The sequence below is a fragment of the Nocardiopsis sp. NPDC007018 genome, assembly GCF_040635075.1.
Lineage (GTDB): Bacteria > Actinomycetota > Actinomycetes > Streptosporangiales > Streptosporangiaceae > Nocardiopsis.
The window spans coordinates 1-22,343 of sequence record NZ_JBEYHA010000034.1 but is presented as its reverse complement, the minus strand read 5'-3'; the positions used below and the strand labels follow the sequence as shown (position 1 = coordinate 22,343).

The window sequence follows — 22,343 nt, the reverse complement described above, 5'->3', positions numbered from 1 at the left end:
CGCATGGTTATGGCCCCGCCGCGTGTCTCCCACCAAGGAAACCCCCACAAGGAGGAACCGCGTGAAGAAGCACCCCACTCGCAGGGTCGCGTTCAGCGCTGTCGCGGTCAGCGCGCTCACCATTCCCCTGGCGCTGTCCGGCGCCACCGCAGGCGCCTCCGAGCTCGCGCCGGTGTACACGAACTCCTCCGCCTCCAGCGGCGACTGGTTCGTGGTCCTCGAGGACACCATCAGCGCCAACTCGGTCTCCCCGGCGTCCCTCGGGATCTCGGAGAACCAGGTCAACCACGTCTATGAGGAGGCCCTCAACGGCTACTCGGCGTCGCTGAGCGCCTCCGAGGTCGAGGAGCTGCGCGCGCAGAACGGCGTCGCCTACATCGAGCAGGTCGGCGAGGCCACCACCATGGTTCCGTGGGGCCTGGACCGTATCGACCAGGAGGACCTCCCGCTCGACGGCTCGTACACCACCGAGTCCGACGGCTCCGGCACCTCCGTCTACATCATCGACACCGGTATCGACGAATCCCACCCGGACTTCGGCGGTCGCGCCGAGGTCGGCTTCGACGCCACCGGCGGTGACGGCGGCGACCGTCAGGGCCACGGCACGCACGTCGCGGGCACCGTGGGCTCCGACGCCTACGGTGTGGCGCCCGGTGCCGAGCTGATCGGCGTCAAGGTCCTGGGCGACGACGGCTCGGGCACCTACGACGACGTCATCGCGGGCATCGACTGGGTGGCCGCGAACGCCGCCGACAACGCGGTGGCCAACCTGTCCCTGGGCGGCCCGGCCTCGCAGGCCGTGGACGACGCGGTCAACGCCCTGGCCGACTCGGGCGTGTTCGTGGCCGTGGCCGCGGGCAACGAGGGCCAGGACGCCGGCAACGTCTCCCCGGGCGGCGCCGACGGCGTGGTCTCCGTGGGCGCCTCCGACAACACGGACGCCACCGCGTACTTCTCCAACCACGGCCCGGCCGTCGACATCTACGCCCCCGGCGTCAACGTCGAGTCCACCATCCCCGGTGGCGGCACGGACAGCTACTCCGGTACCTCGATGGCCAGCCCGCACGTGGCCGGTGCCGCCGCTCTGTACAAGAGCTCCCTCGGCGACGACGACCAGGGCGTCATCCTGGACTGGCTCATCGAGAACGGTGGTGCCGACAAGCTCAGCGGCGTTCCCAGCAACACCGTGAACCTGCTGCTGAACGTCCAGGGCCTGTAGGTCCCCTCCGGGTTGTGGAGACCCCGCGCGTCCACACCCACGGGATCTGATCCGCGACACCCGCGACACGGCGGCCCCGGGCCGGGAGCACGACTCCCGCCCGGGGCCGTCGTCGTGCGCGGCGACGGTGTCGTCACGATCCGTCCGTGCCTGGTGACGTCAGGTAATAGTCTGGGGGTGTGGATGGATATCGACTGGTGTTCGTCGGTGGAATGGGCCGTTCCGGGTCCACGCTGATCGAACGCCTCCTTGGTGAGCTGCCCGGGTTCTGCTCCGTCGGCGAGGTCGTGCACCTGTGGCGCCGGGGCCTGGTGGAGAACGAGCTGTGCGGGTGCGGTGCGCCCTTCGGCGACTGCGGGTTCTGGGGTGAGGTGGGACAACGCGCCTTCGGGGGCTGGCGGTGCCTGGACGCGGAGGCCGTGCTGCGGCTCAAGGACGGAGTCGACCGCACCCGCTTCCTGCCGGGGCTGCTCCATGGCGTGTCCGAGCAGGGCGCCCTCGCCGCCCGGTGCGCGCGTTACACCGAGCTGTACCACCGGCTGTACGCGGCGGTGGCCGAGGTCAGCGGGGCCCGGGTGATCGTGGACGCCAGCAAGCACGCCTCCCTCGCGGCCTGTCTGCGCTGGCGGTACGGCGCGCGTATGCGCCTGCTGCACGTGGTGCGCGACCCCCGGGCGGTGGCGCACTCCTGGAGCAAGCGGGTGGCCCGGCCGGACGCCGCCCCCGGTAGTTCGGAGCCGGAGATGGCGCGGTACTCGGCGGGGCGGTCGGCGGTGCAGTGGATGACGCAGAACTCGACGCTGGACGAGCTGGCCCGGCAGGGGGTCCCGACCCTGCGGGTGCGGTACGAGGACTTCGTGGACGCCCCCGAGGCCGAGTTCGGGCGCATCGCCGCCTTCGCCGGACACGCGGGCGAACCGCCGCGTCTGGGTGAGGGCGGGGTGGAGCTCTCCGGGGGGCACGCCGTCTCGGGGAACCCGATGCGCTTCCGGGCGGGGCCGGTCGGGGTCCGCGCCGACCACGGGTGGCGCCGGGGGCTGGCTCCCTGGCGCCGGCGCCTGGTCGAGGCGGTCACCGCTCCGACGCGCGGGCGCTATGGGTACTGATGTCCGCTAGCTGTTTCTTACTGCCACGAAGAGTGTTGCACCAGCAAAGGATGACGTATGGTCATTGTGTGAACACTCTGGGTTGTTATCGGGGGAGCTAGGGGGCGGTTGACCATGGTGGGCGGACCGGTACGAGGCATGGCGGCGACGGGAGCGGTGCTCGTCGCCCTGGGGCTGGCGGGGCTGGGAGACGCGCCCGTCGCCGCGACGGCACCGTCGGAGGACCGTCCCAGGATCGCGGGCCCGGTCCCCCACACCGCGCCCCTGCTCGGTCTCCCCTCGACACGGGAGACCCAGTGCACCGTCTCTGACATCCTCGAGCCCTCCTGCGGGGTCTGGTGGGGCGCCAGCCCGGACGGCGACGACGTGAAGGGGCTGGAGGCCGCCGCCGACCGGCCCATGGACATCGTCTACACCTGGCGCGGGATCGACCAGGCCGAGGTCCCGGGCGACCGCGAGCGGCGCATGATCGCCGAGGGGCGCTTCGTGCACACCAACATCGAGGCCCGTCGCTTCACCCGGCCCGGGCGTCCGGCCATCGCCTACCGCGAGATCATCGCGGGCGACCTCGACGCACCGCTGCGCTCCCAGGCCCGGGCCATCGCCGAGCTGGAGGTGCCGTACTTCGTCACCTTCGACCACGAGGCGGACGGCAAGAACCGGTACAACAACCGGGGCACCCCGGAGGAGTTCGTGCGCTCCTGGCGGCACATCGTCGACCTCTACCGGTCCGAGGGAGCCGACAACGTGATCTGGGTCTGGAACGTGACCGGCTGGCCCGCGAACCTGGACCGCCTCCCCGGGCTGTGGCCCGGCAACGACTACGTCGACTGGATCAGCTGGGAGGCGTACAACATGACCGGCTGCGAGAAGATGAACAACTGGGACCACGTCGACTCCTTCGAGGACGCCCTGGCCCCCACCTACGAGTGGATACAGGAGGAGGGCCCCAAGCACGGCATCGACCCCGGCAAGCCGGTGATGGTCGGCGAGATGGGGACCACCGACATCGGCCCCCGCGAGACCGTGAAGTGGTACACCGACGTCCCGGACGTCCTTCGGCGCTACGAGCGGGTGCGTGCCGTGAAGCTGTGGGACAGCCAGGTCGGAGACGACTGCGACTTCCGGGTCAGGGCCAACGAGTACGCCCGGCGCGGGTTCGAGCAGGCGGGCAAGGACCCCTACGTGTACCTGCCCGACCGTGTCCGGCGCCTGGCGGAGTACGCCGCGACCCGTAACTGAACGCGGGCGGCGGACGGCCCCGCCGTCCGCCGCCCCCGCCGTCCGCTGCCCTGCGGCGGGACCGGCTCAGCCGCCCGCGGGCCTGAGCATCGACCACGTGCGCGGGCCGCCGCCCGGCAGGTCGTACTCGGCGGTGACGGTGAACCCGAGCGAGGTGTACAGGCGCACGTTGTCCGGCGCCGAGGTCTCCAGGAAGGCGGGAACGCCCGCCGCGTCCGCCTCGCGCAGCCCGGCGCGCACCACCGCGCGCCCCAGCCCCCGGCCCCGGGCCCCGGGCCGCACCCCGACGGTGCCCAGGAACCAGACGGGCTCCTGCGGCCGGTGCTCCTCCATCGCCGCCTCCGCCGAGGCGTAGGCGTCGGCCCGGTCGCCCGCGAGGCCGACCAGGGTGGGCAGCAGCCCGGCCATGACCTCCTCGGCGCCGCCGGAGTCGGGCGTGGACCACACGGCGACGGCCGCCAGGTCGCCGCTCACCCAGACCCGGCCGTGCGGCAGGCCGATCTCGGCCAGGAAGATCCGCTGGAACTCGCGCAGCCGGGCGAGGTGATCGTCGGCGGCGATGGTGTGCCGTGTGAAGGGGTAGTCCCGGAAGGCCTCGGCGAGGGTGTCGGCGGCCTCCGCCACGTCCGTCTCGCGGGCCTCCCTGATCAGGTGTTCCTGGTGTGGTCGTGCCTGGTCCAAGCGATCCCCCGGGGTGTCGTCGTGCGCGTCGCGCGCGGTGTCGGTGGCGACGTTACCGGCCGGGTGCGGTCACCGTCTTCCCTTTTTTGACCGATCGGGCTAAAGTTTGACCATGCGTTCAAAAGACACGGTCACCTTCACCCGGGCCGCCCGCCGGGAACAGATGATCGAGGCCACCATCGCCACCGTCGCCGAACGGGGCCTGCACGGCGCCTCGCTCGCCCGCATCGCCGAACGGATGGGTATCGCCAAGGGCGGCATCCTCTACCACTTCTCCAGCCGAGACGACCTCGTGCGCGCGGCGCTCCAGGACGTCTACGACCGACTCACCCAGCACGTGGTCGACCGGCTCTCCAGCGCCGACAGCGTCCGCGGGGCCGTGCGCGGCTACGTCGTCGCGCTGGTCGGCTACCTCCACGACCACCGCGACGAGGTCAGACTGATCGGGGAGGGATTCACCACGACCCAGACCCCCGAGAGCGCCGACTCCCGGGTCCGGACGCGTTGGGGCGCCCTCGCGGACCTGCTCGACGCCGCCGTCGCCGAAACCGCGGCGACCGGCGTGGACACGAGGGTCCTCGCCATCACCGTCAGCGGGGGGATCGACGCCCTGGTCGCGGAGGCCCTGCGGGACCCCGGCCTGGACCTCCCCGAGGCCGGGGACCGGCTGGCCGACATGGTCGACCGGATCATCGCGCCCGGCGACCCCGCCGGACCCCGGACCGACACGGAAGGGGAACCCCGATGAGCGGGACCGCCGTCATCGAGGTCAGGGACCTCCACAAGTCCTTCGGACGCGTCCGCGCCGTCCGGGGCGTCGACCTCGACGTACGCGAGGGCGAGATCCTCGGCGTCCTGGGCCCCAACGGTTCGGGCAAGTCCACCACCGTCGAGTGCGTCACCGGCCTGCGCCGACCCGACCGGGGCCGCGTCCGCGTCCTTGGCCTCGACCCCCACAAGGACCTCGCCAGCGTGCGCCGCCTGGTCGGGGTCCAGCTCCAGGAGAGCCGGCTCCCGGAGCGGATCACCGTCCACGAGGCCCTGCGGCTCTTCGCCTCCTTCCACTCCGCCCCCGCCGACCCCGGCGAACTCATGGACACCCTCGGCCTGCGCGACAAGGCACGGCACCGGTTCGCCTCCCTCTCCGGGGGGGCAGAGACAGCGCCTCTCCATCGCCCTGGCCCTGGTCGGCGGCCCGCGCGTCGTCATCCTGGACGAGCTCACCACCGGCCTGGACCCTGCCGCGCGCCGCGACACCTGGGAGGCGGTGGCGGCCCTGCGCACCAGAGGTGTGACGACCGTCCTGGTCACCCACTTCATGGACGAGGCCGAGTACCTGTGCGACCGGGTCGCCGTCCTGACCGAGGGGCGGGTCGCCGCCCTGGACACCCCCCGGGCCCTGGCCGCCTCACTGGGCGGCACCCGGGTCCGGTTCCGTGCCGAGGGGGTCGACACCGGACCGCTGCGCGCGCTGCCCGGAGTGACGGAGGTGACCGCCGAGGGCGGCCCCGCCTCGGTCGTCGTCACCGGCGACTCGACCGACCTCGCTTTCACGGTCTCCGCCGAACTCGGCCGCCAGGGGGTGGTGCCGGACGGGTTCGACGTCCGCGCCGGCGGTCTGGAGGACGTCATGCTCGCCCTGCGCCAGGCCCCGCCGCGCCACCACTCCGAGGAGGAGCAGTCGTGAACACCGGAGTCCGGGTTCCCCCGCCCGTCCCGCGCGCCCGCATGGCGTGGGCCGTCTGCGTCAACGAACTGCGCGTCGCCGGGCGCGAACGCGTCGTCGTGGTCTTCACCGTGCTCATGCCGCTGCTGATCATGGTGCTGTTCGCGCAGCTGCCGGGCATGTTCGACGCCGATCCGGAGACCGGCCTGCGCGCCGTGGACACGGTGATGGCGCCCATCGCCCTCGGGATCGCGCTGCTGGTGACCACGTTGGTCATGGTGCCGTCCACGCTGGCCGCCGCCCGGGAGCACGGCTACCTGCGCCGGATCTCCACCACCCCGGCGCCGCCCTGGGCGGTGCTGCTCGCCCACATGCTGGTCGGAGCGCTGAACGTGGTCGGCGCGTGCGCGGTGATCCTGGGCGTGGGCCGGCTCCTGTTCGACCTGCGGATGCCGGTCTCCTGGGGGTGGTTCGTCCTCGGCCTGGCCCTGGCCACGACCTCGCTGCTGGCCGTGTCCGCCCTGATCGGCGGGCTGCTGCCCAACACCGCCTGGGCCAACGGCGTGGGTTCGGTGGTGCTGGTGCCCGCCATGTTCCTCAGCGGGGTCTTCGTCCCCGCCGAGGAGTTGTCACCCGCGCTCCAGCGGGTCGCCGAACTGCTGCCCTCCGGGGCGGCCCTGCACGTGCTGCGCGACGCCTGGGCCGGTCAGCCGCCCGCCCCGGCCCACCTGCTGGTGCTGGTGGTGGCCACGGGTCTGCTGTGGCCACTGGCCCTGCGCTTCTTCCGCTGGACCTGAACCGGGGTGCCGTCCCCACCACACGGGACGGCACCCTCCCGGCCGGCGCGGCCCTAGGGCGTGTTCCGCGGATCATTCCGGGCTCGCGACCACCAGGCTGCCTCTCGCTGCGCCGACTTCGCTCGGACAGCCAAACCCGGGGCTGACCTTCGCTCCTCGTCTTGCGAGAGATTGCCTGGAGGCCGCTCGCGTCGATCGGCGCGAGCGCCGAACCAACCGAAAGCATCCACGGAACACGCCCTAGAGGCCCTTGCCCCGCAGGTGGAGCAGGCGCAGAATCCACCCCGGGGGAACCCCGCACACCACCAGGAACGCCAGGTAGGCGCGGGCCTCCCACGGGCGACGGCGCAGGGTCCGCCCGGCCCACGACAGGGCCTGCCCGCGCCGCCCGGCCGACGCCTCGGCGAAGGCGATCTGCCCAGCGATCCTCGCGTAGCCGCGCGGCACCAGGGCGAACTCCGGGTAACGCTCCAGCAGCCAGCGCAGTGCGGTGGAGATGGTCTGCCAGCGCTCCGAGAAGAACGACTTGCGGTGCCACAGCACCCGCACACCGGCCTCGGGGATGTTGCGGATCGGGGCCCGCCGGGCCAGCCGCAACAACAGCTCGTAGTCCTCCGCGTAACTGCCGGGGATCTCCTCGCTCACCGTCCCGCAGCCGTCGATCATCGCCCGCCTCCGGATGAGGAAGGTGGACGGGTGCAGCTCGGTCAGGCGCGAGCGCAGCAGGTCGGCGAAGGTGACGGTGGTCCGGTCCAGGACCCGCTCGGACTCCACCCGGTCGTAGACCACCTGGATGCCGCAGCACACCATGTCGGTGTCGGGCTCGGCGCGCATGATCTCCACCTGTGCCCGCAGCTTGTCGGACATCCAGGTGTCGTCGTCGTCACAGAAGGCCACCAGCTCGGTGTCGGCCCCCAGCACGCCCGTGTTGCGCGCGCCCGCCAGCCCCGGGGTGAGCGAGTTGGTCACCACCCGGACGGGGCGGTCGCCCTCGGCGTGCGCGAGCGAGGGGTCCGGCTGGTCGTTGTCGAACACGACGATGGTCGTGACGCGCCCGGGGTAGTCCTGTTCGACGATCGAGCGCAGCGTGCGGCGCAGCAGCTCGGGCCGGTCCCGGGTGGGCACGACCACGGTCACCGCGGGCCAGGTGTCGCCCGGGACCGGGGTCGCCACCCTCGTCCCGGTGTCCCGGGAGGCGTCGGCGGCCGAGGCGCCGGCCGGACCCTCCTCGGTGAGCAGGTCGATCAGTTCCCCCGCACGCAGGGCGGCGCGGTCGGGACCGTCCTCGGCGGCCGGGTCGACCCGGAAGTCCTCCGGTGACTCCAGCGCCTTGTCGACGAACGCGTGCAACTGCTGCGCGGTGGCACAGGAGCGTACCCGGCCCGCGTCCTCGACCCGGCGGACGAACAGCAGCTGGTGCTCGTCCACGTGCTCGCCCAGTTCGGGGTCGCGGGCCACCACGATCGGCAGGTGCCCGGCCGTCCGCGCCTGCGTGATGGTGCCGGGGCCGCCGTGCGTGACGACCACTGAGGCGGAGCGCATGGCCTCCGACAGCTCCTCCCCGGTGAGGAACGCGGTGCCCGAGGCCCGGTCCGGGGCCCGGCTGTGCCCGTGCTGGACCAGGACGCGCAGGTCCGGGTGGCGGCGGGCGTAGTCGTCGATCCACCGCACGAGCCGGTCGAAGGCGTGGTGGTCGGTGCCCAGGCTGACGACCACGTCGGGGTGGTCGCTCCCGTCGGGGCGGTGGGTGGGGCGTGTGGTCTGTTCGGTCACAGGAGCGGTCCTACGGTGATGGCGGTCGGCATGAACGAGCGCTGTTCCTCCCACTGGGCGAGGTACAGCCGGGTGAAGGGCTTGCAGAGCCGGGCGGTGAGGGTGGGGGTGTCGATGCGGTCGTAGACCTCGATGTAGACGGTGGGCACGCGCATCAGCCAGGCCAGGACGAAGAACGGCAGTGCCACCCCGGCACCCGTGCTGACCACGGCGGACGGGCGCCGGGCGCCCATCGTCCGCAGCGCGAGGACGGTGTTGCGCAGGAGGTTGCCGACGTGCCGGGTGGTGGGGTGGTACGCCCAGCGCACCGACTCGTGGGCCAGGGCCGCCTCGGCGTCGGGGGTGCGGAAGGTGACCCACACGCGTTCGCGCCCCTGCCACCAGGGGCGCAGGGAGCGCAGCTGGGTGAGGTGGCCGCCGCTGGAGGCCACCAGGAGAACCGGTCGTGCAGACATGGAGTGATCATTCCATTGCTCTGGGTAGTTGATCATGGGTGTGGTGAGCGCGGGTGCGGGCGGACCGGACTCACCCGCGCAGTTCGAGGCGGTCGCGCAGCCGCCACACCGTGGCCAGGTGCCCGAGGGCCCCCACCAGCACGGCCGCGGCCAGGACGGGGAGCCCGCCACCGGTCGCCGCCTCCAACGCCAGCGGCAGGGCGCCGAACCACAGCAGCCCGCTGGCCGCCGCCGCCAGCACCGGGCGTCCGAACGGGTGCAGCACCACCAGGGAGCGCAGCTGCCACAGTGGAAGGAGCTTGCGGACCAGGACGGCGGCCACCAGGGCGAGCGCCGCGCCCGCGGCCCCGTACGCGGGGACGAGCAGCACGCACGCCGCCACGTTGGCGAGCAGCGACATCACGTTGTTGAGCAGGTTCAGCCCGGTGCGCCCGGTCATCGTCAGGACGAGGTCGCCCATACCGAGCACCTGACCGGTCAGCTGCCCCGCGCAGACGATCGCCAGCGCCACCGCCCCCGCCGCGTACTCCGCGCCGAACAGCCGCATGACCTCGGGGGCGAACACCAGACCGGTCAGGTACAGCGGCCAGGTCAGACACACCAGCCAGGCGGTACCGGCCTGGTACAGCCCGCGCACGCCCTCGTGGTCGCGCGCGGCCAGGAGTTCCGCGAAGCGCGGCTGCGCGGCGTAGAGCACGGCCTGGGTGCCGAACTGGCCGACGACCATGATGCGCGTGGCGGCCGTGAAGACCGCCGCGCCGGTGAGCCCGTTCAGCAGCGCCACCATCACCACCCCGCCGCGCTGCACCCCCATCTGGGCGACCCCGCCCAGGGCCCGGGGGAGCGCGAACGACCAGAACTCCGCCGGGGTGACCCGGGCGCCCCGTTCTCCGGAACGGCCCTGCGTATCGTCGGGACCGGGCTCCTCCCGCCAGCCCTGGTCCGCTCCTGGACCGTCTCCCGGGCCCGCGTCCGGCCCGGTCGCGGACGGGCCCGCCGCCCCCGGCTCGGATCGTGCCCCCTCCGGCCCGGCCCGGCGCACGATCCGGCCCAGCCAGAACCAGGCCAGCACCGCGGCCGGGAGGTAGGGGCCCGCCCAGGCCAGGGCCAGCAGCCCGGCCGAGCCCGACAGCGCGATCATCCCCACCAACCCGAGCTGGGCCAGCGGACGGCCCACCTTGTCCACCACGACCGTCACCGACATGTCGTGGTGCGCGCGGGTCGCCGCCAGCGCCGAGTCCGCGAGCACGGCGAACGGCAGGAAGAGTGCCAGCACCCGCAGGTACGCGGCGGCCTCCTCCGGACCCAGCGCGTCGGCCAGCGGCCCCGCCAGGACAAGCAGCGCGGCCGAGACCGCACAGGCCGCCAGCACGGCCGGGCCCAGCGCCAGCCGCAGCAGGGCGGGTACCGCCTCGGGCCGCCCGAACACGCGCATCCGGGCGATGAAGTACACCAGCCCGTCCGGGGCGCCCGCGTTGGCCACCGCCGCCATGATCAGGAACACCGAGGTCGCGGAGAACAGCAGCCCCGCCGTCTCCTGTGAGAACGCCCGGGTGATGGCCACGATCAGGGCGAGGTTGAGTGCCGCGCTCACCACCGCGCCCGCCATGTTCACCACACCGCCGCGCAGCACCCGGGACAGGCCGCTCCCGGGACGTGTCCCGGTGGGGGTCACACGCACCACGAGGGGGTGCGCCCCCACCACTCGGCCAACCGGGCGTCGCTGTCGGCGAAACGCGAGGTCAGCTCGGCCCGCAGCGACTCCGGCATCACCGCGCGCTTGCGGGCGTTGTGCCGCCCCAGCGACAACCCCGGCCTCGGCTGTAGGCCGAGGAAGCGCAGGACCCCGTCCAGGGCCCCGGGACCGCCGCCGAACAGGTCGGCGTAGTCCACCACGTGCATGCGCTCGCGCCCCACCTCCTTCTCCATGCGCTCCAGCTGGTCCGCGTAGCGGCCGCGCGCCACGTACCCGTGGTGCTGGTGCGCGTGCGAGTGGTGGGTCGGGTCCTCCAGCAGCCGCTCCTCGGTCCCGGCCAGCCGACTCTCCTCCAGCTCGAGCGCACGGGCGAACGGTACGGTCTCGAAGCCCCGCGCCGTCTCGTGGGCGTGCGCGGAGTAGGCCCGCTCGACCGGGTCGCGCAGGATCACCACGATCCGCGCCTCCGGCAGCTCCTCGGCGATCCGCGCCGCCGACAGCGGGTGGAACAGGTAGTAGGGGCTGGACTCGAACACCCGGACCCGGGGCCGTCCCCAGCGCGGCCGCAGGGAGGCGCGCAGCGGGAAGTGCGAGCGGTACCAGTCCGGTCCGTGGTGGTGGCCGGTGTCGAAGTAGTGCACCCCCTTGCGCAGGACGGGCCCGGTCGCCCCGGGGTGCTGGGAGAGGGCCTTGAACAGGGAGGTGGTACCCGAGCGCTGGGCCCCGCAGATGAGGAAGTCCGGGACCGACCGGGCGGCGCTGGTGACGCCCCCGAGTCCGTCCGCGAGCGGGAGCAGGGCCCGCCGTGCCGGTACGGCCAGGCGGTTCAGGGGCGAGGTGGCCCGGGGCATCGCGAGCTCCTAGGGTGTGCGCGGCCCCCGTCCGGGACGGGGACCTGGCTGTCGTCGGTGACCGCGGAACGGGCGCGGCGTGCTTGTTCGTGGCGGGGTCGGTGCGGCGCGGACGTCAGACGGGGTGGGCGGCCTCGTGCGCCGCCCGCTCCTGGAGTCCGTCCAGCGCGGGCAGCAGCCAGTCGTCGACGGCGGCGAGGTCGCTGCCCGACTCCGCCTGGCGGTCGTGCAGGTAGCGGGTGGCGAGGTCGATCAGGTACAGGGCCATCACGGTGGAGACCGTGTGCTCCCGCAGACCGCACTCCGCCAGCAGCGGGTCGCGGAGCAGGCGCGAGCCGCTGTCCAGCCACCGGTGGACACCCGGGTGCACCCCGGCCTGCACGCACTCGTTGAGGTCGTAGTGCAGGGCGTCGAACCCCGCGGGTGCGTCCATGGTGAGGCGTTCCCAGTCCCAGACGAAGGCACGACGCGCGGTACTGGCGATGTTCCACCTGGTGAGGTCGCCGTGCCAGGCCCCGAAGGGCAGTGACACGTCGGGCAGGCGGTGCAGGGCGGCGCGCAGCGGCGCGGCCTCGGGGCGGGCGCCGAGCCTGGCGATGCGCTCGTCCAGGTTCCTCCGGTACGGGCTCTCGGAGAGCCTGCGCTCGCGCACCGGCTCCAGCGCGATGATCTGGGTGACGCAACGCAACAGCTGGTGCCGGGTGGGGCGGTCGGTCTGGTGCCCCACCGGCAGGGCCTCCTGCACCAGCAGCGGCTGGCCGTTCCACTCGCCGTCGTAGAGCAGGCGCGGCACGGTGACGTCCCGGAGACGGGCCTGGGAGAGCCGGCGCAGGGCCCGGGTCTCGGCGCGCACCAGCCGCCCGGTGAGGTCGTTGACGGCCACCTTCGCGTAGCCGATGGTGCGACCGCCCGGGGTGAGCAGCAGCAGGACCGGCTTGCGGTTGGCACGCGGCGGCCCCACGTGGATCGCGATGGCCAGCTCGCGGTCCAGGGCCGTGGTGAGCGCGTGCTCGATCCCCGGCCCCGCCCCCACGAACAGGCGGTCGCGCAGCAGCAGCGGCGCCACCCCGGTGGCGAACGCGCCGGTGAGCAGCAGGGTCCGTAGCCGTTCGCGAAGGGAGTGCCCCTGCGCGAAGGAGGTGATGCCGCGCGTGGCCGCCGACCGGTTGTGCGCCGGCAGGATCACGCGCGGGTTGTGCGCGTTGGGCACCGGCAGGTACTGGTGGCCCCGGTTGCGGTAGGCCATCCGCCGCACCGCGCCGTCCCCGGTGCCGAGCAGGCCCCCGCAGGGCCACAGGACCGCCGCCAGGTCGGTCAGATAGGTGGTCTCGCTGTTCACCAGGCACCCCCGCCGGTGCGCGCGGTCCCGCCCCGCCCGAGCACCGGTTCCTCGACGCGCCAGAGCAGGGCGACGGCGATCATGGTGACGGCGAGGGGGGACATCAGCGCGACGTAGAAGAACATGTACCAGAACAGAAGCAGGACGGTCAGCAGCGCTCCCTGACCGACCGGCGTGGACGCGGCCCGGTAGCGCCAGGCCACCCACGCGAAGAATCCGAAGAGCAGGACGGTTCCCACCCAGCCGCTGGAGATCAGGGTGATCCAGAGCTGCCCGGCGTTGCCGATCACGTGCTGGCCGCAGCCGGGGCAGTCGGCCGTGGGGCCGATCGCGATGGAGTCGGAGCTGCCCAGCGCCTCACGGGTGGTGCCCCACCCGTTCACCGGCGACAGGTTCGCGGCCTCGACGGAGGCGGCGTTGGTCGCCGCCCGCCCGTTGTCGCTGTGCGGGTTGTCGGCCCGGGCCCGCACCACGTCCGCGAGCGGGGACAGGGCCAGCGCGACCAGCACCGCGACCACGGCGACGGCCCCGGCGCCCACCAGGACCACTCGCCCCCGGCGTACCGCCTGTACCGCGGCGAACCCCAGGGAGAGCGCCAGCCCGGCCCACAGCGCGCGGTTCAACGAGTGCACGACCGGCACCACGGACACGGCGAGTACGGCCAGGGCGCCCAAGCGGGCCCACCCGGACCCCCGCACGAACCAACCCACCACGACCCACACCAGCAGCAGGGACAACATGTAGCCCCACACGTTGGTGTACTCCCAGGGGGCCTTCGGGCGAGCCGACTCGACACCGCCGAACACGTCCATGACCTGGGCCGACGCCGGGTGGATCAGCGTCCGCATGTACGGGTCGTCGGCGAGTGACCCGGGAACGAGGTACTCCAGCGGCGCGGTGAACTCGAAGCGCGGGGCGAGCATGCCGAGGTAACCCCCGGCCACGGTCACCACGCACAGCACCGCCAGCGCCCACACGACCGCCCGGACCGGAAGCTCGCGCTCGGTCAGGTTGCCCACGTAGAGCAGCAGCACCGTGAGCACCAGGTAGTTGACCACCCGCAGCAGGGCGCCCGCGTAGCCGCCGCTCTCCGGCACGGTTCCCGGCATCTCCAGGGGCACCAGTGCCAGGCCGACGACCGTCCACACCAGGAACAGCGCCCACACCCAAAAGCCCGGCGGGACCCGCAGCCCCACCGTGCGGTGGCGGCGGACCAGCTCCGCGAGCATGGGAACGGCGAACAGCCAGTACGCGAACTGGCCCATGCCCAGCGCCCACCACAGCGGGTACCCGGCGATCAGCCACACCAGGGGGGAGCCGATGACCGGGGCGCCCCCGCGTCGCGGCGCGACCTCCCAGGCCGGACCGGGCACGTGTGGACCGCGCACGGCGGCGCCCCGGCCGGTCAAGGCCGCGACCCCACGGCCGGGCGCCCGCGCTTCGCCGACTTCTTCCCCTTGGCGGGGGCGTCGTCGTCGGAGGTGTCGGCGTCGTCTCCGGTCGCCGAGGTGGTGTCGGCACCCTCGGAGCGCTCGGCACCCTCGGTGCCCTCGGCACTCTCGGAGCGGTCGGTGCCCTCGTCCTGGGCGGAGGGCGCGGCCCGGTGCGGCTCGGGAGCCTGGTCGGGGTCTGCGGTCGCCTCCCCGGGGGCCGTCCCGTGCGCGGACTCGGCCGCCCGCGCCGGCGCGGGGCCCGGGGCGGGCTGGCGCGGCACGGTCACGGTGCCCGGAACGGTCACGCCGAACCTCTCCCCGGCGGTGACCAGACCGGTCAGGTCCGCCCGGCGGGTGCGGCCCAGCTCGACCACGGGCAGCAGCAGGTCGGCGGAGGCGGCCAGGGCGTGGGCGTCCGCGCTCTCGACGACGGCCGCGGTGACGACCACGACGAACGCGGCGCGCGGACGCAGCAGATCCACCAGTTCGGCGGCCCCGCCCTGCACCGGGGCGACCTCGCCCGGGCGGCCGTGGCGCAGCACCCTCAGACGCGGCACGGCGGCGGGACGGGCCTCCAGGTAGCCGGGGTCCTCGCCGTCCACCAGGACCTCCGCCAGACCCGGGCCCGTGGGCAGGCCGAGGAGCTCCTCGACGGCCTCGGTGCGCGGGTCGGCGCAGACCAGCAGGGTCTCGGAGCCGGTGCGGGCCAGCGCGGCGGCCACGTTCACGGCGGCGGCCGTGGCCGCGCGGCCCGGAGTGGTGCCGCTCACCACGAGCACGCGGCCCGGGGCGGGGGTGTCGTCGTCACCGGCCCGGGACGTAGCCGGGGTGAGACCGGCCTGCGGGGCGTCCAGCCGGGCGCGGACCAGGTGCGCGAACGCGTTGGCGCTCTGTCCGGCGGGCTCGGAGCCGGTGAGCAGCCCGGGGGAGCGCTCGGAGCGGTCGCCCGTCGCCGACAGGTCCAGCAGCACGGGGACGGTACCGATCCGCGCGGTGTCCTCGGTGTCGCGCACGCGCGGGTCGAGGCGGTCGCGGACCAGCGCGGCGAGCAGTCCGACGAGGAGCCCGAGCGCACCACCCGCGACCAGCCACAGGAGCGGGACCGGGGAGGAGGGCGACTCCGGCAGGTTCGCGGGGGTGATGACCTGGCCCGGCGAGACGGTCTCCAGCAGGGCGCTGAGCGGGCTGATCCCGTTGCCGAGGTCGCTGATCTCCTGCCGCAGGGCGTCCGCCTGGGCGTCGGCGCTCACCTGGGCGGTGCCCGCCCCTCCGGAGGAGAGCTCGGACAGCCGCTCGTAGAGGGCCTCCTGCTCGGTGCGCAGGGCGTCGAGCCGCCCGTTCACCAGGGCGCGGGCCTGCTCGCCGCGGTGCTCCAGATAGGCGGCGGCCAGGGCGTCGGCGCCGTCCCGGGCGGCCTCGGGGGAGCGGGCCGTGTAGTGGAGTTCGAGCACGTTGCTGTTGGAGGGGACGGTGACGTCGATCCGCTCCCGCAGGTCGGCGGGGGAGGGGTCGCCCGCGAGCGCCTCGGCCATGCCCAGGGTGACCTGGTCGGAGACGGCCACCTGGGCCTCGCTGTCGAGGTTGACGTCCCCGGTCAGGCGGCCGGAGCGCTCCCCGGTGAACTCCGCCATCCCGGTGGGATGGACCTGCACGGCCGCCACGGAGGTGTAGGTGGACGGAACCGCGAACAGACCGGCGGTGGCCAGGACCAGACCGCCGAGCACCCCGGCCCCCACGAGGCGCCAGCGCCGCCTCAGCAGGGCGGTGTACTCCTTCAGTTCCGGTCCGGACGGGCCGGGGACGTCGTTGTCCATCGGGTCCTCTCCACGCAGACATGGCAGCACTTTTAGTGAACGATTGCATACTAAGTGTAATCCCTTTGGCTGTGTCTGGTGGTTTGGGAAACCGCTCTTTTCCCAGGGAGTGATGTCCGCAAACCGGGGCTGACGTGGGGAGGTGTCACCACGTATCCGGACGGACACGGGCGAAACACCAGAGGGGGCGGCGGGAGGAACCCCGCCGCCCCCTCACGGAGCGCTACCGCGTGCCGGTCAACCGCCGACGATCGCCGGCGGCAGGCCCGTACCCGACTCCCACTCCTCGTCACACGCCTTCTGCGTGGACACCGTGTGGGATCGCGCCGAGCAGTCGCGGTACGCGGTCGCCTGGTCCTGGTAGACGAACAGCACCGAGATCACCGCCGTCGACACCACGATCCCCACCACGCCCAGGGCCACGCTCATCAGCGCGCCCGGGGCCTGCGTGTCGTTCGACCGCGCCGCGCGCCGGGCCCGGAACCCCTGCGCCACGCCGAACACGGACAACACCACGCCGTACGGCTGCAACAACAGACCCGCCAAGCCCAGGAACAGCCCCCACAGGCCTCCTCGCTCGACCCTGGGCGGCTGGCCGTCGGCACGGGGCTCCGGGCTGTTGTCGGTCACAGGTTCACTCCTTCGGGGGCGCCCCGCACCTCGGGGCGCCGTGGTCCGCTCCGGACGAGCGGAACGCGTGGCGATGGTGACACGCGACCGCACACCACCCCCGGCCCCTCCCACGAGAGGCGGAGACGGCCCGGTCCGCGTGAGGTAGACGCTACCCGGCCCGATAGGGTGGGAACGCGGACGGGCCGAGTAGGCCCAGGCCTGGCGTAGTACCAGGCGTACGCGATTCCCGGATGCTGCGCCGTCCCCCGGTGCCCCCGGGAGTGGGGACCCGGTCCCCGCACCGTTCTTCTACACATGAGGGAGAAGCACGCTTTGTCCGCGCGAGTGGTGGTTCTCATATCGGGGACGGGCAGCAACATGGCCGCCCTGATGGAAGCCGCGAAGAACCCCTCCTACGGGGCCGAGATCGTCGCAGTGGGAACGGACCGCGAGGGAACGCGCGGCGTGGAGGTCGCCGAGGCGGCCGGGATTCCCACGTTCGTCGTCCCCTTCCGCTCCTTCTCCGACCGGACCGCCTGGGACGCCGCCATGTCCGACCGGATCGCCGAACACGCGCCCGACCTCGTGGTCTCCGCCGGATTCATGCGCATCCTCGGACCCGCCGTGGTCGGCCGCCACCAGGCCGTCAACATCCACCCGGCGCTGCTGCCCTCCTTCCCCGGCGCGCACGCCGTCCGTGACGCGCTCGCCCACGGTGTCCGCGTCACCGGCACCACCATCCACTTCCTCGACGAGGGCGTCGACTCCGGTCCGATCATCGACCAGGTCGCGGTGCCCGTCGAGGACGGCGACGACGAGTCCAGCCTCCACGAACGGATCAAGGTCGTGGAACGGCGGATGCTGGTCGACACGGTCGGCCGCCTCGCCCGCGAGGGCTGGACCATCGACGGCAGGCACGTGCGGTTCGGCCGCACCGACACGAAGGAGTCCCGGTGACCCAGCAGGCCATCAGGCGTGCGTTGATCAGCGTGTACGACAAGACCGGCCTGGAGGAGCTGGGCGCGGGCCTGGCCGCGGCCGGGGTGGAGATCGTCTCCACCGGTTCCACGGCCGCCCGGCTCACCGCCGCCGGGGTCCCCGTCACCCCCGTCGAGGACGTCACGGGCTTCCCGGAGATCATGGAGGGCCGCGTCAAGACCCTGCACCCCTCCGTGCACGGCGGCCTCCTCGCCGACCAGAACAACCCCGACCACGTCGCGACCATCCGTGAACTGGGCATCGCCCCCTTCGACCTGGTCGTGGTCAACCTCTACCCCTTCTCCGACACCGTCGCCTCCGGCGCCTCCGAGGCCGACTGCATCGAGAAGATCGACATCGGCGGCCCCGCCATGGTGCGGGCCTCCGCCAAGAACCACGGCAGCGTGGCGATCGTGGTCGACCCCGCCCACTACGGAGACGCCCTCGACGCCGTCCGCGCGGGCGGCTTCACCCTCGACCAGCGCAAGCACCTGGCCGGGCTGGCCTTCCAGCACACCGCCGCCTACGACGCCGCCGTCGCCGACTGGTTCGCGGGTGCCTACGCCCCTGACGCCGAGGCCCGCGAGACCGGCTGGCCCGCCTTCCGCGCCGCCACGCACACCCGCCAGGCGGCCCTGCGCTACGGCGAGAACCCGCACCAGCGGGCCGCGCTGTACGCCGACAGCACCGGCGGCGGGCTCGCCGGGGCCGAACAGCTGCACGGCAAGGCCATGTCGTACAACAACTACGTCGACGCCGACGCCGCCCTGCGCGCCGCCTACGACTTCGACGAGCCGTGCGTGGCCGTCATCAAGCACGCCAACCCGTGCGGCATCGCCGTGGGCGCCGACAACGCCGAGGCGCACCGCAAGGCGCACGCCAGCGACCCGGTCTCCGCCTTCGGCGGGGTGATCGCCACCAACCGCGAGGTCGGCGCCGAGCTGGCCGGGCAGATCTTCGAGGTCTTCACCGAGGTCGTCGTGGCACCCGGTTTCACCGCCGAGGCCGTCGAGACGCTCTCGCGCAAGAAGAACATCCGGCTGCTGGTGGTGTCCGACCCCGCCGAGGGGGCCCGCCTGGAGACCCGCCAGATTAGCGGCGGCCTGCTGGTCCAGGACACCGACGTCATCGACGCCGAGGGCGACGACCCCGCCACCTGGACGCTGGCCACCGGGGAGCCCGCCGACGCGGCGCTCCTCGCCGACCTCGCCTTCGCCTGGAAGGCCGTGCGCGCGGTCAAGTCCAACGCGATCCTGCTCGCCTCCGACGGGGCGACCGTCGGTGTCGGCATGGGGCAGGTCAACCGGGTGGACTCCGCCGGGCTCGCCGTGTCCCGTGCGGGGGAGCGCGTCCGGGGCTCCGTGGCCGCCAGTGACGCGTTCTTCCCGTTCGCGGACGGGCTGGAGATCCTCACCAAGGCCGGGGTGCGCGCCGTCGTCCAGCCGGGTGGCTCGGTCCGCGACGCCGAGGTGGTCGCCGCCGCCGAGGCGGCCGGGGTCACCATGTACCTGACCGGCACCCGCCACTTCTTCCACTAGGGAGCTACGCATGAGCGCGATCGTTCTTGACGGCAAGGCCACAGCGAAGGCCATCAGGGAGGAGCTGGCGGAGCGGGTCGCCAAGCTGCACGCCAGGGGGGTTGTTCCCGGTCTGGGGACCGTCCTGGTCGGTGACGACCCGGGCAGCCACTCCTACGTGCGCGGCAAGCACCGCGACTGCGCGCAGGTGGGTATCGCGAGCATCCGCCGCGACCTGCCCGCCGACGCCACACAGGTACAGGTGGAGCAGGCCGTCCACGAGCTCAACGAGGACCCGGCCTGTACCGGGTACATCGTGCAGCTGCCCTTGCCTCGGGGGCTGGACGAGAACCGGGTGCTGGGGCTGATCGACCCGGCCAAGGACGCCGACGGTCTCCAGCCGGTCAACCTGGGCAAGCTGGTCCTCATGGAGAAGGCGCCGCTGCCGTGCACCCCGCGCGGCATCGTGGAGCTGCTCAACCGCTACGAGGTGCCGATCAGGGGCGCCGAGGTCGTCGTGGTGGGGCGAGGGGTGACCGTGGGGCGTCCGCTGGGACTGCTGCTCACCCGTCGTTCGGAGAACGCCACCGTCACCCTGTGCCACACGGGCACCCGTGACCTGGCGGAGCACACCCGCCGCGCGGACATCATCGTCGCGGGCGCCGGTGTGCCGGGGCTCATCACGAAGGACATGGTCAAGCCGGGTGCGGCCGTGCTGGACGTGGGTGTCTCACGTACCGAGGAGGGTCTGGTCGGGGACGTCGCCCTGGACGTCCCCGAGGTGGCGGGGTACATGTCGCCCAACCCCGGGGGTGTGGGGCCGATGACCCGGGCCATGCTCCTGGTGAACGTGGTCGAGGCCGCCGAGCGCCAGGCCGGTCTGTAGGGGTTGTTGCTACGAGGGGGCGGTTCCTGCGGGGGCTGCCCCCTTGGGTGGCTCGCTCCCGGTGCCGCCGACGCGGGCGGGGTTCGGAAGGCGCTGAGTCTTATGGCGACTATGGGTCGAACGTTCCCAGTGTCGGTATTTCGAGAAGTTGGGAAATGGGCACTTGCCGCTGGTAAGTTGCCAGGTCGAAGACTCTGCTCCCCGCGCACGCGGGGATGGACCCCGATGGCGCGGCGCCCGCTGACGCGCTTGTTCCTGCTCCCCGCGCACGCAGGGATGGACCCCCCGCCGGGGCCATGCCCCAGGGCCAGGTCGGCTGCTCCCTGCGCACGCGGGGATGGCCCCGACCACGTCCGGGTGCCCATGCCTACCCGGCGCCTGCTCCCCGCGCACGCGGGGAAGGACCCAGCAGGGTGTCCAATCAGGTGTGAGTCGCCACCCCGTCCCCCGCCTCGCAGAGGACCACGCCAATCCGCCCCTGCTCGCCAGTACAACAGGCAAGCCCCGGCTGGGTTGAGTCAGGGCCTGTTGCGTGCCGGGGAGGTCAGCGACCTCGACATGAGCACACGCGGGTGGGTGAGCGCTTGTTCGGTGCGGGGCCTGGAAGCGTGGCGGGGTTCAGCTATCGGGTTGGCGTCAGGCGCTGCCCGTCGTGGCTGCGAACGTGTGGGGTGTTGGGGTCCAGAGCGTCCAGGAGGCGGATCGCGTAGGCCTCGCTCATGCGCTCGGTGACCTCGTCGGGCGTGAGCCAGGCGACCGAGGTCGACTCGGCGGAAGGGCGTTCCGCGCCTCCGGAGGGCTTGCAGCGGAAGACCAGGGCGATGATGCCCTGGGCGGTGTTCTTGTAGACCCCGGTGAGCTGGTCGACCTCGACATGGACGCCGGTCTCCTCCAAGACCTCACGGCATGCCCCTGCCTCCGGGGTCTCGGCGAGTTCCAGGACGCCACCGGGAAGTTCCCACCTTCCGTTGTCCGCACGACGAATCGCGAGAAACCGACCGTCGTCACTGATGACGGCTCCAGCGACGGACACAGAATGCAGCGGCGTTGACGACCGATCCCCAGTGCTGTTACCCATGTACATGAGCATAGGAGGCAGGGAAGGACTATGACGAGCGCTGTAGGGGCAAGATCCGGTAAGCCCCGGTATCTCCAGATCGCGGACGACATCGAGGAGCAGATTAAGAGCGGCCGGTTGGCTCCCGCAGAGGAGGTTCCGAGCGAAACCGCGCTGATGGAACGCTACGGCGTTTCGTCGGGCACGGTCCGTAAGGCGATCGCCCAGCTGCGGACCTGTGGGCTGGTGGAGACGTTCCAGGGCAAGGGTTCCTTCGTCAAGTCCCGGCCTTTGGTCACCCGCAAGTCCTCGGACCGTTTCCGACGCTCGCACCGCAGGGCAGGGAAGGCCGCCTACATTGCTGAGAGTGAGCAGGCCGGAGTGAAGCCCAGTGTCAAGGTCCTCTCCATCGGGCCGGTGACCGCACCCCTTGAGATCGCTGAGCGCCTTGGCGTGGGCAGGGATGACAAGGTCCTCGCCCGCCGACGGCTGTACTTCAGCGACGGCACCCCCACGGAGGAGGCGACGTCGTATCTTCCCTGGCAGGTGGCTCGGGACATCCCCGAGTTGTTTGAGGAGAACCCCGGTGGAGGTGGTATCTACGCGCGTCTGGAGGAGCACGGCCACGAGCTCTCCGAGTACATCGAAACGGTGCGGGCTCGGCTGTCTACCAAGCAGGAGGCGAGCGCGCTGGGCCTGAGTCCGGGTTCCGTGGTCATCCATCTGACGCGCAACGCTGAGACCACGGCGGGGCAGGTGGTCGAGGTGTGCGACACGATCATGGCAGCGGATCAGTTCGTCCTGGACTACCGCATTCCGGCTGGCGACTGATCAGGTAGCCCATCAGGAGCACGTTCTTCGCCCACAGGGTTGACTCATGTATATAAGTGGGGCCGTCTCGAGCGCGTGCTCATATACATGAGTGCATGAGCGAATGTCACATGCCCCGGCGCGGCTCCCCGCGTGGGGATGGCCCAGCAGGTGTTCGATCAGGCGCGAGGCGCCGCCCTGCTCCCCGCCCCGCAGAGGCCCATGACAAAGCGCCCCTGCTCGTCAGTACAACGGGCAGGCCCGACCGGTCTGAGTCAGGGCCTGTTGGGTGCCGGGGCTAGGCACTGTTTTTTGAACGGGTCAGGTCACGGAGCCAGATCCTGATCGAGGCCACCTGCACAGTCCCGTCGAAGATCGCGGCCCGCTTGTCATAGCGGGTCGCGACCGCCC

Annotated in this window: 20 protein-coding genes, 1 pseudogene and 1 CRISPR repeat array; of the genes and pseudogenes, 11 read left to right on the top strand and 10 right to left on the bottom strand. The window is 72.5% G+C overall.

What is annotated here, in order from left to right:
* Positions 1-61: 61 nt before the first annotated feature.
* The 3 genes from ABZ635_RS18385 (at position 62) to ABZ635_RS18375 (ending at position 3,567) form a co-directional block, all read left to right on the top strand.
* Complete coding sequence (locus ABZ635_RS18385; RefSeq protein ID WP_357766320.1) at positions 62-1,219, top strand: S8 family peptidase; 1,158 nt, start codon at positions 62-64, stop codon at positions 1,217-1,219.
* Positions 1,220-1,431: 212 nt separating this feature from the next.
* Positions 1,432-2,325, top strand: coding sequence for a sulfotransferase (locus ABZ635_RS18380; protein WP_357766413.1), 894 nt, complete (start codon positions 1,432-1,434; stop codon positions 2,323-2,325).
* Between the two features lie 138 nt (positions 2,326-2,463).
* The gene (locus ABZ635_RS18375) at positions 2,464-3,567 is read left to right on the top strand and encodes a glycosyl hydrolase (protein ID WP_357766318.1); all 1,104 of its coding nucleotides are present in this window, start codon (positions 2,464-2,466) and stop codon (positions 3,565-3,567) included.
* 66 nt (positions 3,568-3,633) lie between these two features.
* Here the strand turns inward: ABZ635_RS18375 and ABZ635_RS18370 are convergent, their stop codons facing one another.
* Entirely contained in the window at positions 3,634-4,218 is a 585-nt protein-coding gene (locus ABZ635_RS18370; RefSeq protein ID WP_357766410.1) for a GNAT family N-acetyltransferase, read from the bottom strand.
* 142 nt (positions 4,219-4,360) lie between these two features.
* Between ABZ635_RS18370 and ABZ635_RS18365 the strand changes: the two genes are divergently transcribed.
* From ABZ635_RS18365 to ABZ635_RS18350, 4 genes and pseudogenes are all read left to right on the top strand, one after another.
* A complete protein-coding gene (locus tag ABZ635_RS18365) occupies positions 4,361-4,996 on the top strand; it encodes a TetR/AcrR family transcriptional regulator (RefSeq protein WP_357766315.1) in 636 nt (211 codons plus the stop codon).
* Positions 4,993-5,343 (top strand): annotated as a pseudogene (locus ABZ635_RS18360) (ATP-binding cassette domain-containing protein); the annotation flags it as partial. The gene ABZ635_RS18365 and the pseudogene ABZ635_RS18360, both read left to right, overlap by 4 nt.
* Positions 5,344-5,539: 196 nt before the next feature.
* Complete coding sequence (locus tag ABZ635_RS18355) at positions 5,540-5,935, top strand: hypothetical protein (RefSeq protein WP_357766424.1); 396 nt, start codon at positions 5,540-5,542, stop codon at positions 5,933-5,935.
* Positions 5,932-6,711: an ABC transporter permease gene (locus tag ABZ635_RS18350; protein ID WP_357766407.1), complete on the top strand. Its 780-nt coding sequence runs from the start codon at positions 5,932-5,934 to the stop codon at positions 6,709-6,711. The genes ABZ635_RS18355 and ABZ635_RS18350 overlap by 4 nt, the downstream gene beginning before the upstream one ends.
* A gap of 240 nt (positions 6,712-6,951) precedes the next feature.
* On the opposite strand, the gene ABZ635_RS18345 is transcribed toward ABZ635_RS18350, so the two are convergent.
* The 8 genes from ABZ635_RS18345 to ABZ635_RS18310 all read right to left on the bottom strand — a co-directional run bounded on the left by ABZ635_RS18345 (position 6,952) and on the right by ABZ635_RS18310 (position 16,702).
* The gene (locus ABZ635_RS18345) at positions 6,952-8,484 is read right to left on the bottom strand and encodes a glycosyltransferase (RefSeq protein ID WP_357766312.1); all 1,533 of its coding nucleotides are present in this window, start codon (positions 8,482-8,484) and stop codon (positions 6,952-6,954) included.
* Complete coding sequence (locus ABZ635_RS18340; protein WP_357766309.1) at positions 8,481-8,939, bottom strand: UDP-N-acetylglucosamine--LPS N-acetylglucosamine transferase; 459 nt, start codon at positions 8,937-8,939, stop codon at positions 8,481-8,483. The genes ABZ635_RS18345 and ABZ635_RS18340 overlap by 4 nt, the downstream gene beginning before the upstream one ends.
* Positions 8,940-9,009: 70 nt before the next feature.
* Positions 9,010-10,641 (bottom strand): polysaccharide biosynthesis C-terminal domain-containing protein, encoded by a 1,632-nt coding sequence (locus ABZ635_RS18335; protein WP_357766404.1) that lies wholly within the window; start codon positions 10,639-10,641, stop codon positions 9,010-9,012.
* The gene (locus ABZ635_RS18330; RefSeq protein WP_357766306.1) at positions 10,611-11,486 is read right to left on the bottom strand and encodes a sulfotransferase; all 876 of its coding nucleotides are present in this window, start codon (positions 11,484-11,486) and stop codon (positions 10,611-10,613) included. The genes ABZ635_RS18335 and ABZ635_RS18330 overlap by 31 nt, the downstream gene beginning before the upstream one ends.
* Before the next feature lie 115 nt (positions 11,487-11,601).
* Positions 11,602-12,825, bottom strand: a complete 1,224-nt coding sequence (locus ABZ635_RS18325) for a phosphotransferase (protein WP_357766304.1) — start codon at positions 12,823-12,825, stop codon at positions 11,602-11,604.
* Positions 12,822-14,090, bottom strand: a complete 1,269-nt coding sequence (locus ABZ635_RS18320; protein WP_357766402.1) for a ligase — start codon at positions 14,088-14,090, stop codon at positions 12,822-12,824. The genes ABZ635_RS18325 and ABZ635_RS18320 overlap by 4 nt, the downstream gene beginning before the upstream one ends.
* 140 nt (positions 14,091-14,230) lie before the next feature.
* Positions 14,231-16,072, bottom strand: a complete 1,842-nt coding sequence (locus ABZ635_RS18315; protein ID WP_357766301.1) for a chain length determinant family protein — start codon at positions 16,070-16,072, stop codon at positions 14,231-14,233.
* A 237-nt stretch (positions 16,073-16,309) separates the two neighbouring features.
* Positions 16,310-16,702, bottom strand: a complete 393-nt coding sequence (locus ABZ635_RS18310; protein ID WP_357766298.1) for a DUF4190 domain-containing protein — start codon at positions 16,700-16,702, stop codon at positions 16,310-16,312.
* Positions 16,703-17,029: 327 nt separating this feature from the next.
* Here ABZ635_RS18310 and purN point away from each other — a divergent pair, with 327 nt between their 5' ends.
* The 3 genes from purN to ABZ635_RS18295 are packed head-to-tail and all read left to right on the top strand — an operon-like array spanning position 17,030 to position 20,065.
* Positions 17,030-17,641 carry a phosphoribosylglycinamide formyltransferase gene (purN, locus tag ABZ635_RS18305; protein WP_357766399.1) on the top strand — a complete coding sequence of 204 codons (612 nt, stop codon included), beginning with the start codon at positions 17,030-17,032 and terminating at the stop codon, positions 17,639-17,641.
* The gene (gene purH, locus ABZ635_RS18300) at positions 17,638-19,200 is read left to right on the top strand and encodes a bifunctional phosphoribosylaminoimidazolecarboxamide formyltransferase/IMP cyclohydrolase (protein ID WP_357766295.1); all 1,563 of its coding nucleotides are present in this window, start codon (positions 17,638-17,640) and stop codon (positions 19,198-19,200) included. Before purN ends, purH begins: the two co-directional genes overlap by 4 nt.
* 10 nt (positions 19,201-19,210) lie before the next feature.
* Positions 19,211-20,065: a bifunctional methylenetetrahydrofolate dehydrogenase/methenyltetrahydrofolate cyclohydrolase gene (locus tag ABZ635_RS18295; protein ID WP_357766292.1), complete on the top strand. Its 855-nt coding sequence runs from the start codon at positions 19,211-19,213 to the stop codon at positions 20,063-20,065.
* Between the two features lie 194 nt (positions 20,066-20,259).
* Positions 20,260-20,472: direct repeats of the CRISPR family, unit length 29 nt; unit sequence CTGCTCCCTGCGCACGCGGGGATGGCCCC.
* Between the two features lie 215 nt (positions 20,473-20,687).
* Here the strand turns inward: ABZ635_RS18295 and ABZ635_RS18290 are convergent.
* On the bottom strand, positions 20,688-21,149 hold the full coding sequence (locus tag ABZ635_RS18290; protein WP_357766397.1) for an NUDIX domain-containing protein: 462 nt from the start codon (positions 21,147-21,149) through the stop codon (positions 20,688-20,690).
* Between the two features lie 24 nt (positions 21,150-21,173).
* On the opposite strand from ABZ635_RS18290, the gene ABZ635_RS18285 reads away from it, so the two are divergent.
* Positions 21,174-21,953 carry a GntR family transcriptional regulator gene (locus ABZ635_RS18285; RefSeq protein ID WP_357766289.1) on the top strand — a complete coding sequence of 260 codons (780 nt, stop codon included), beginning with the start codon at positions 21,174-21,176 and terminating at the stop codon, positions 21,951-21,953.
* The last annotated feature ends 390 nt before the right edge of the window (positions 21,954-22,343 follow it).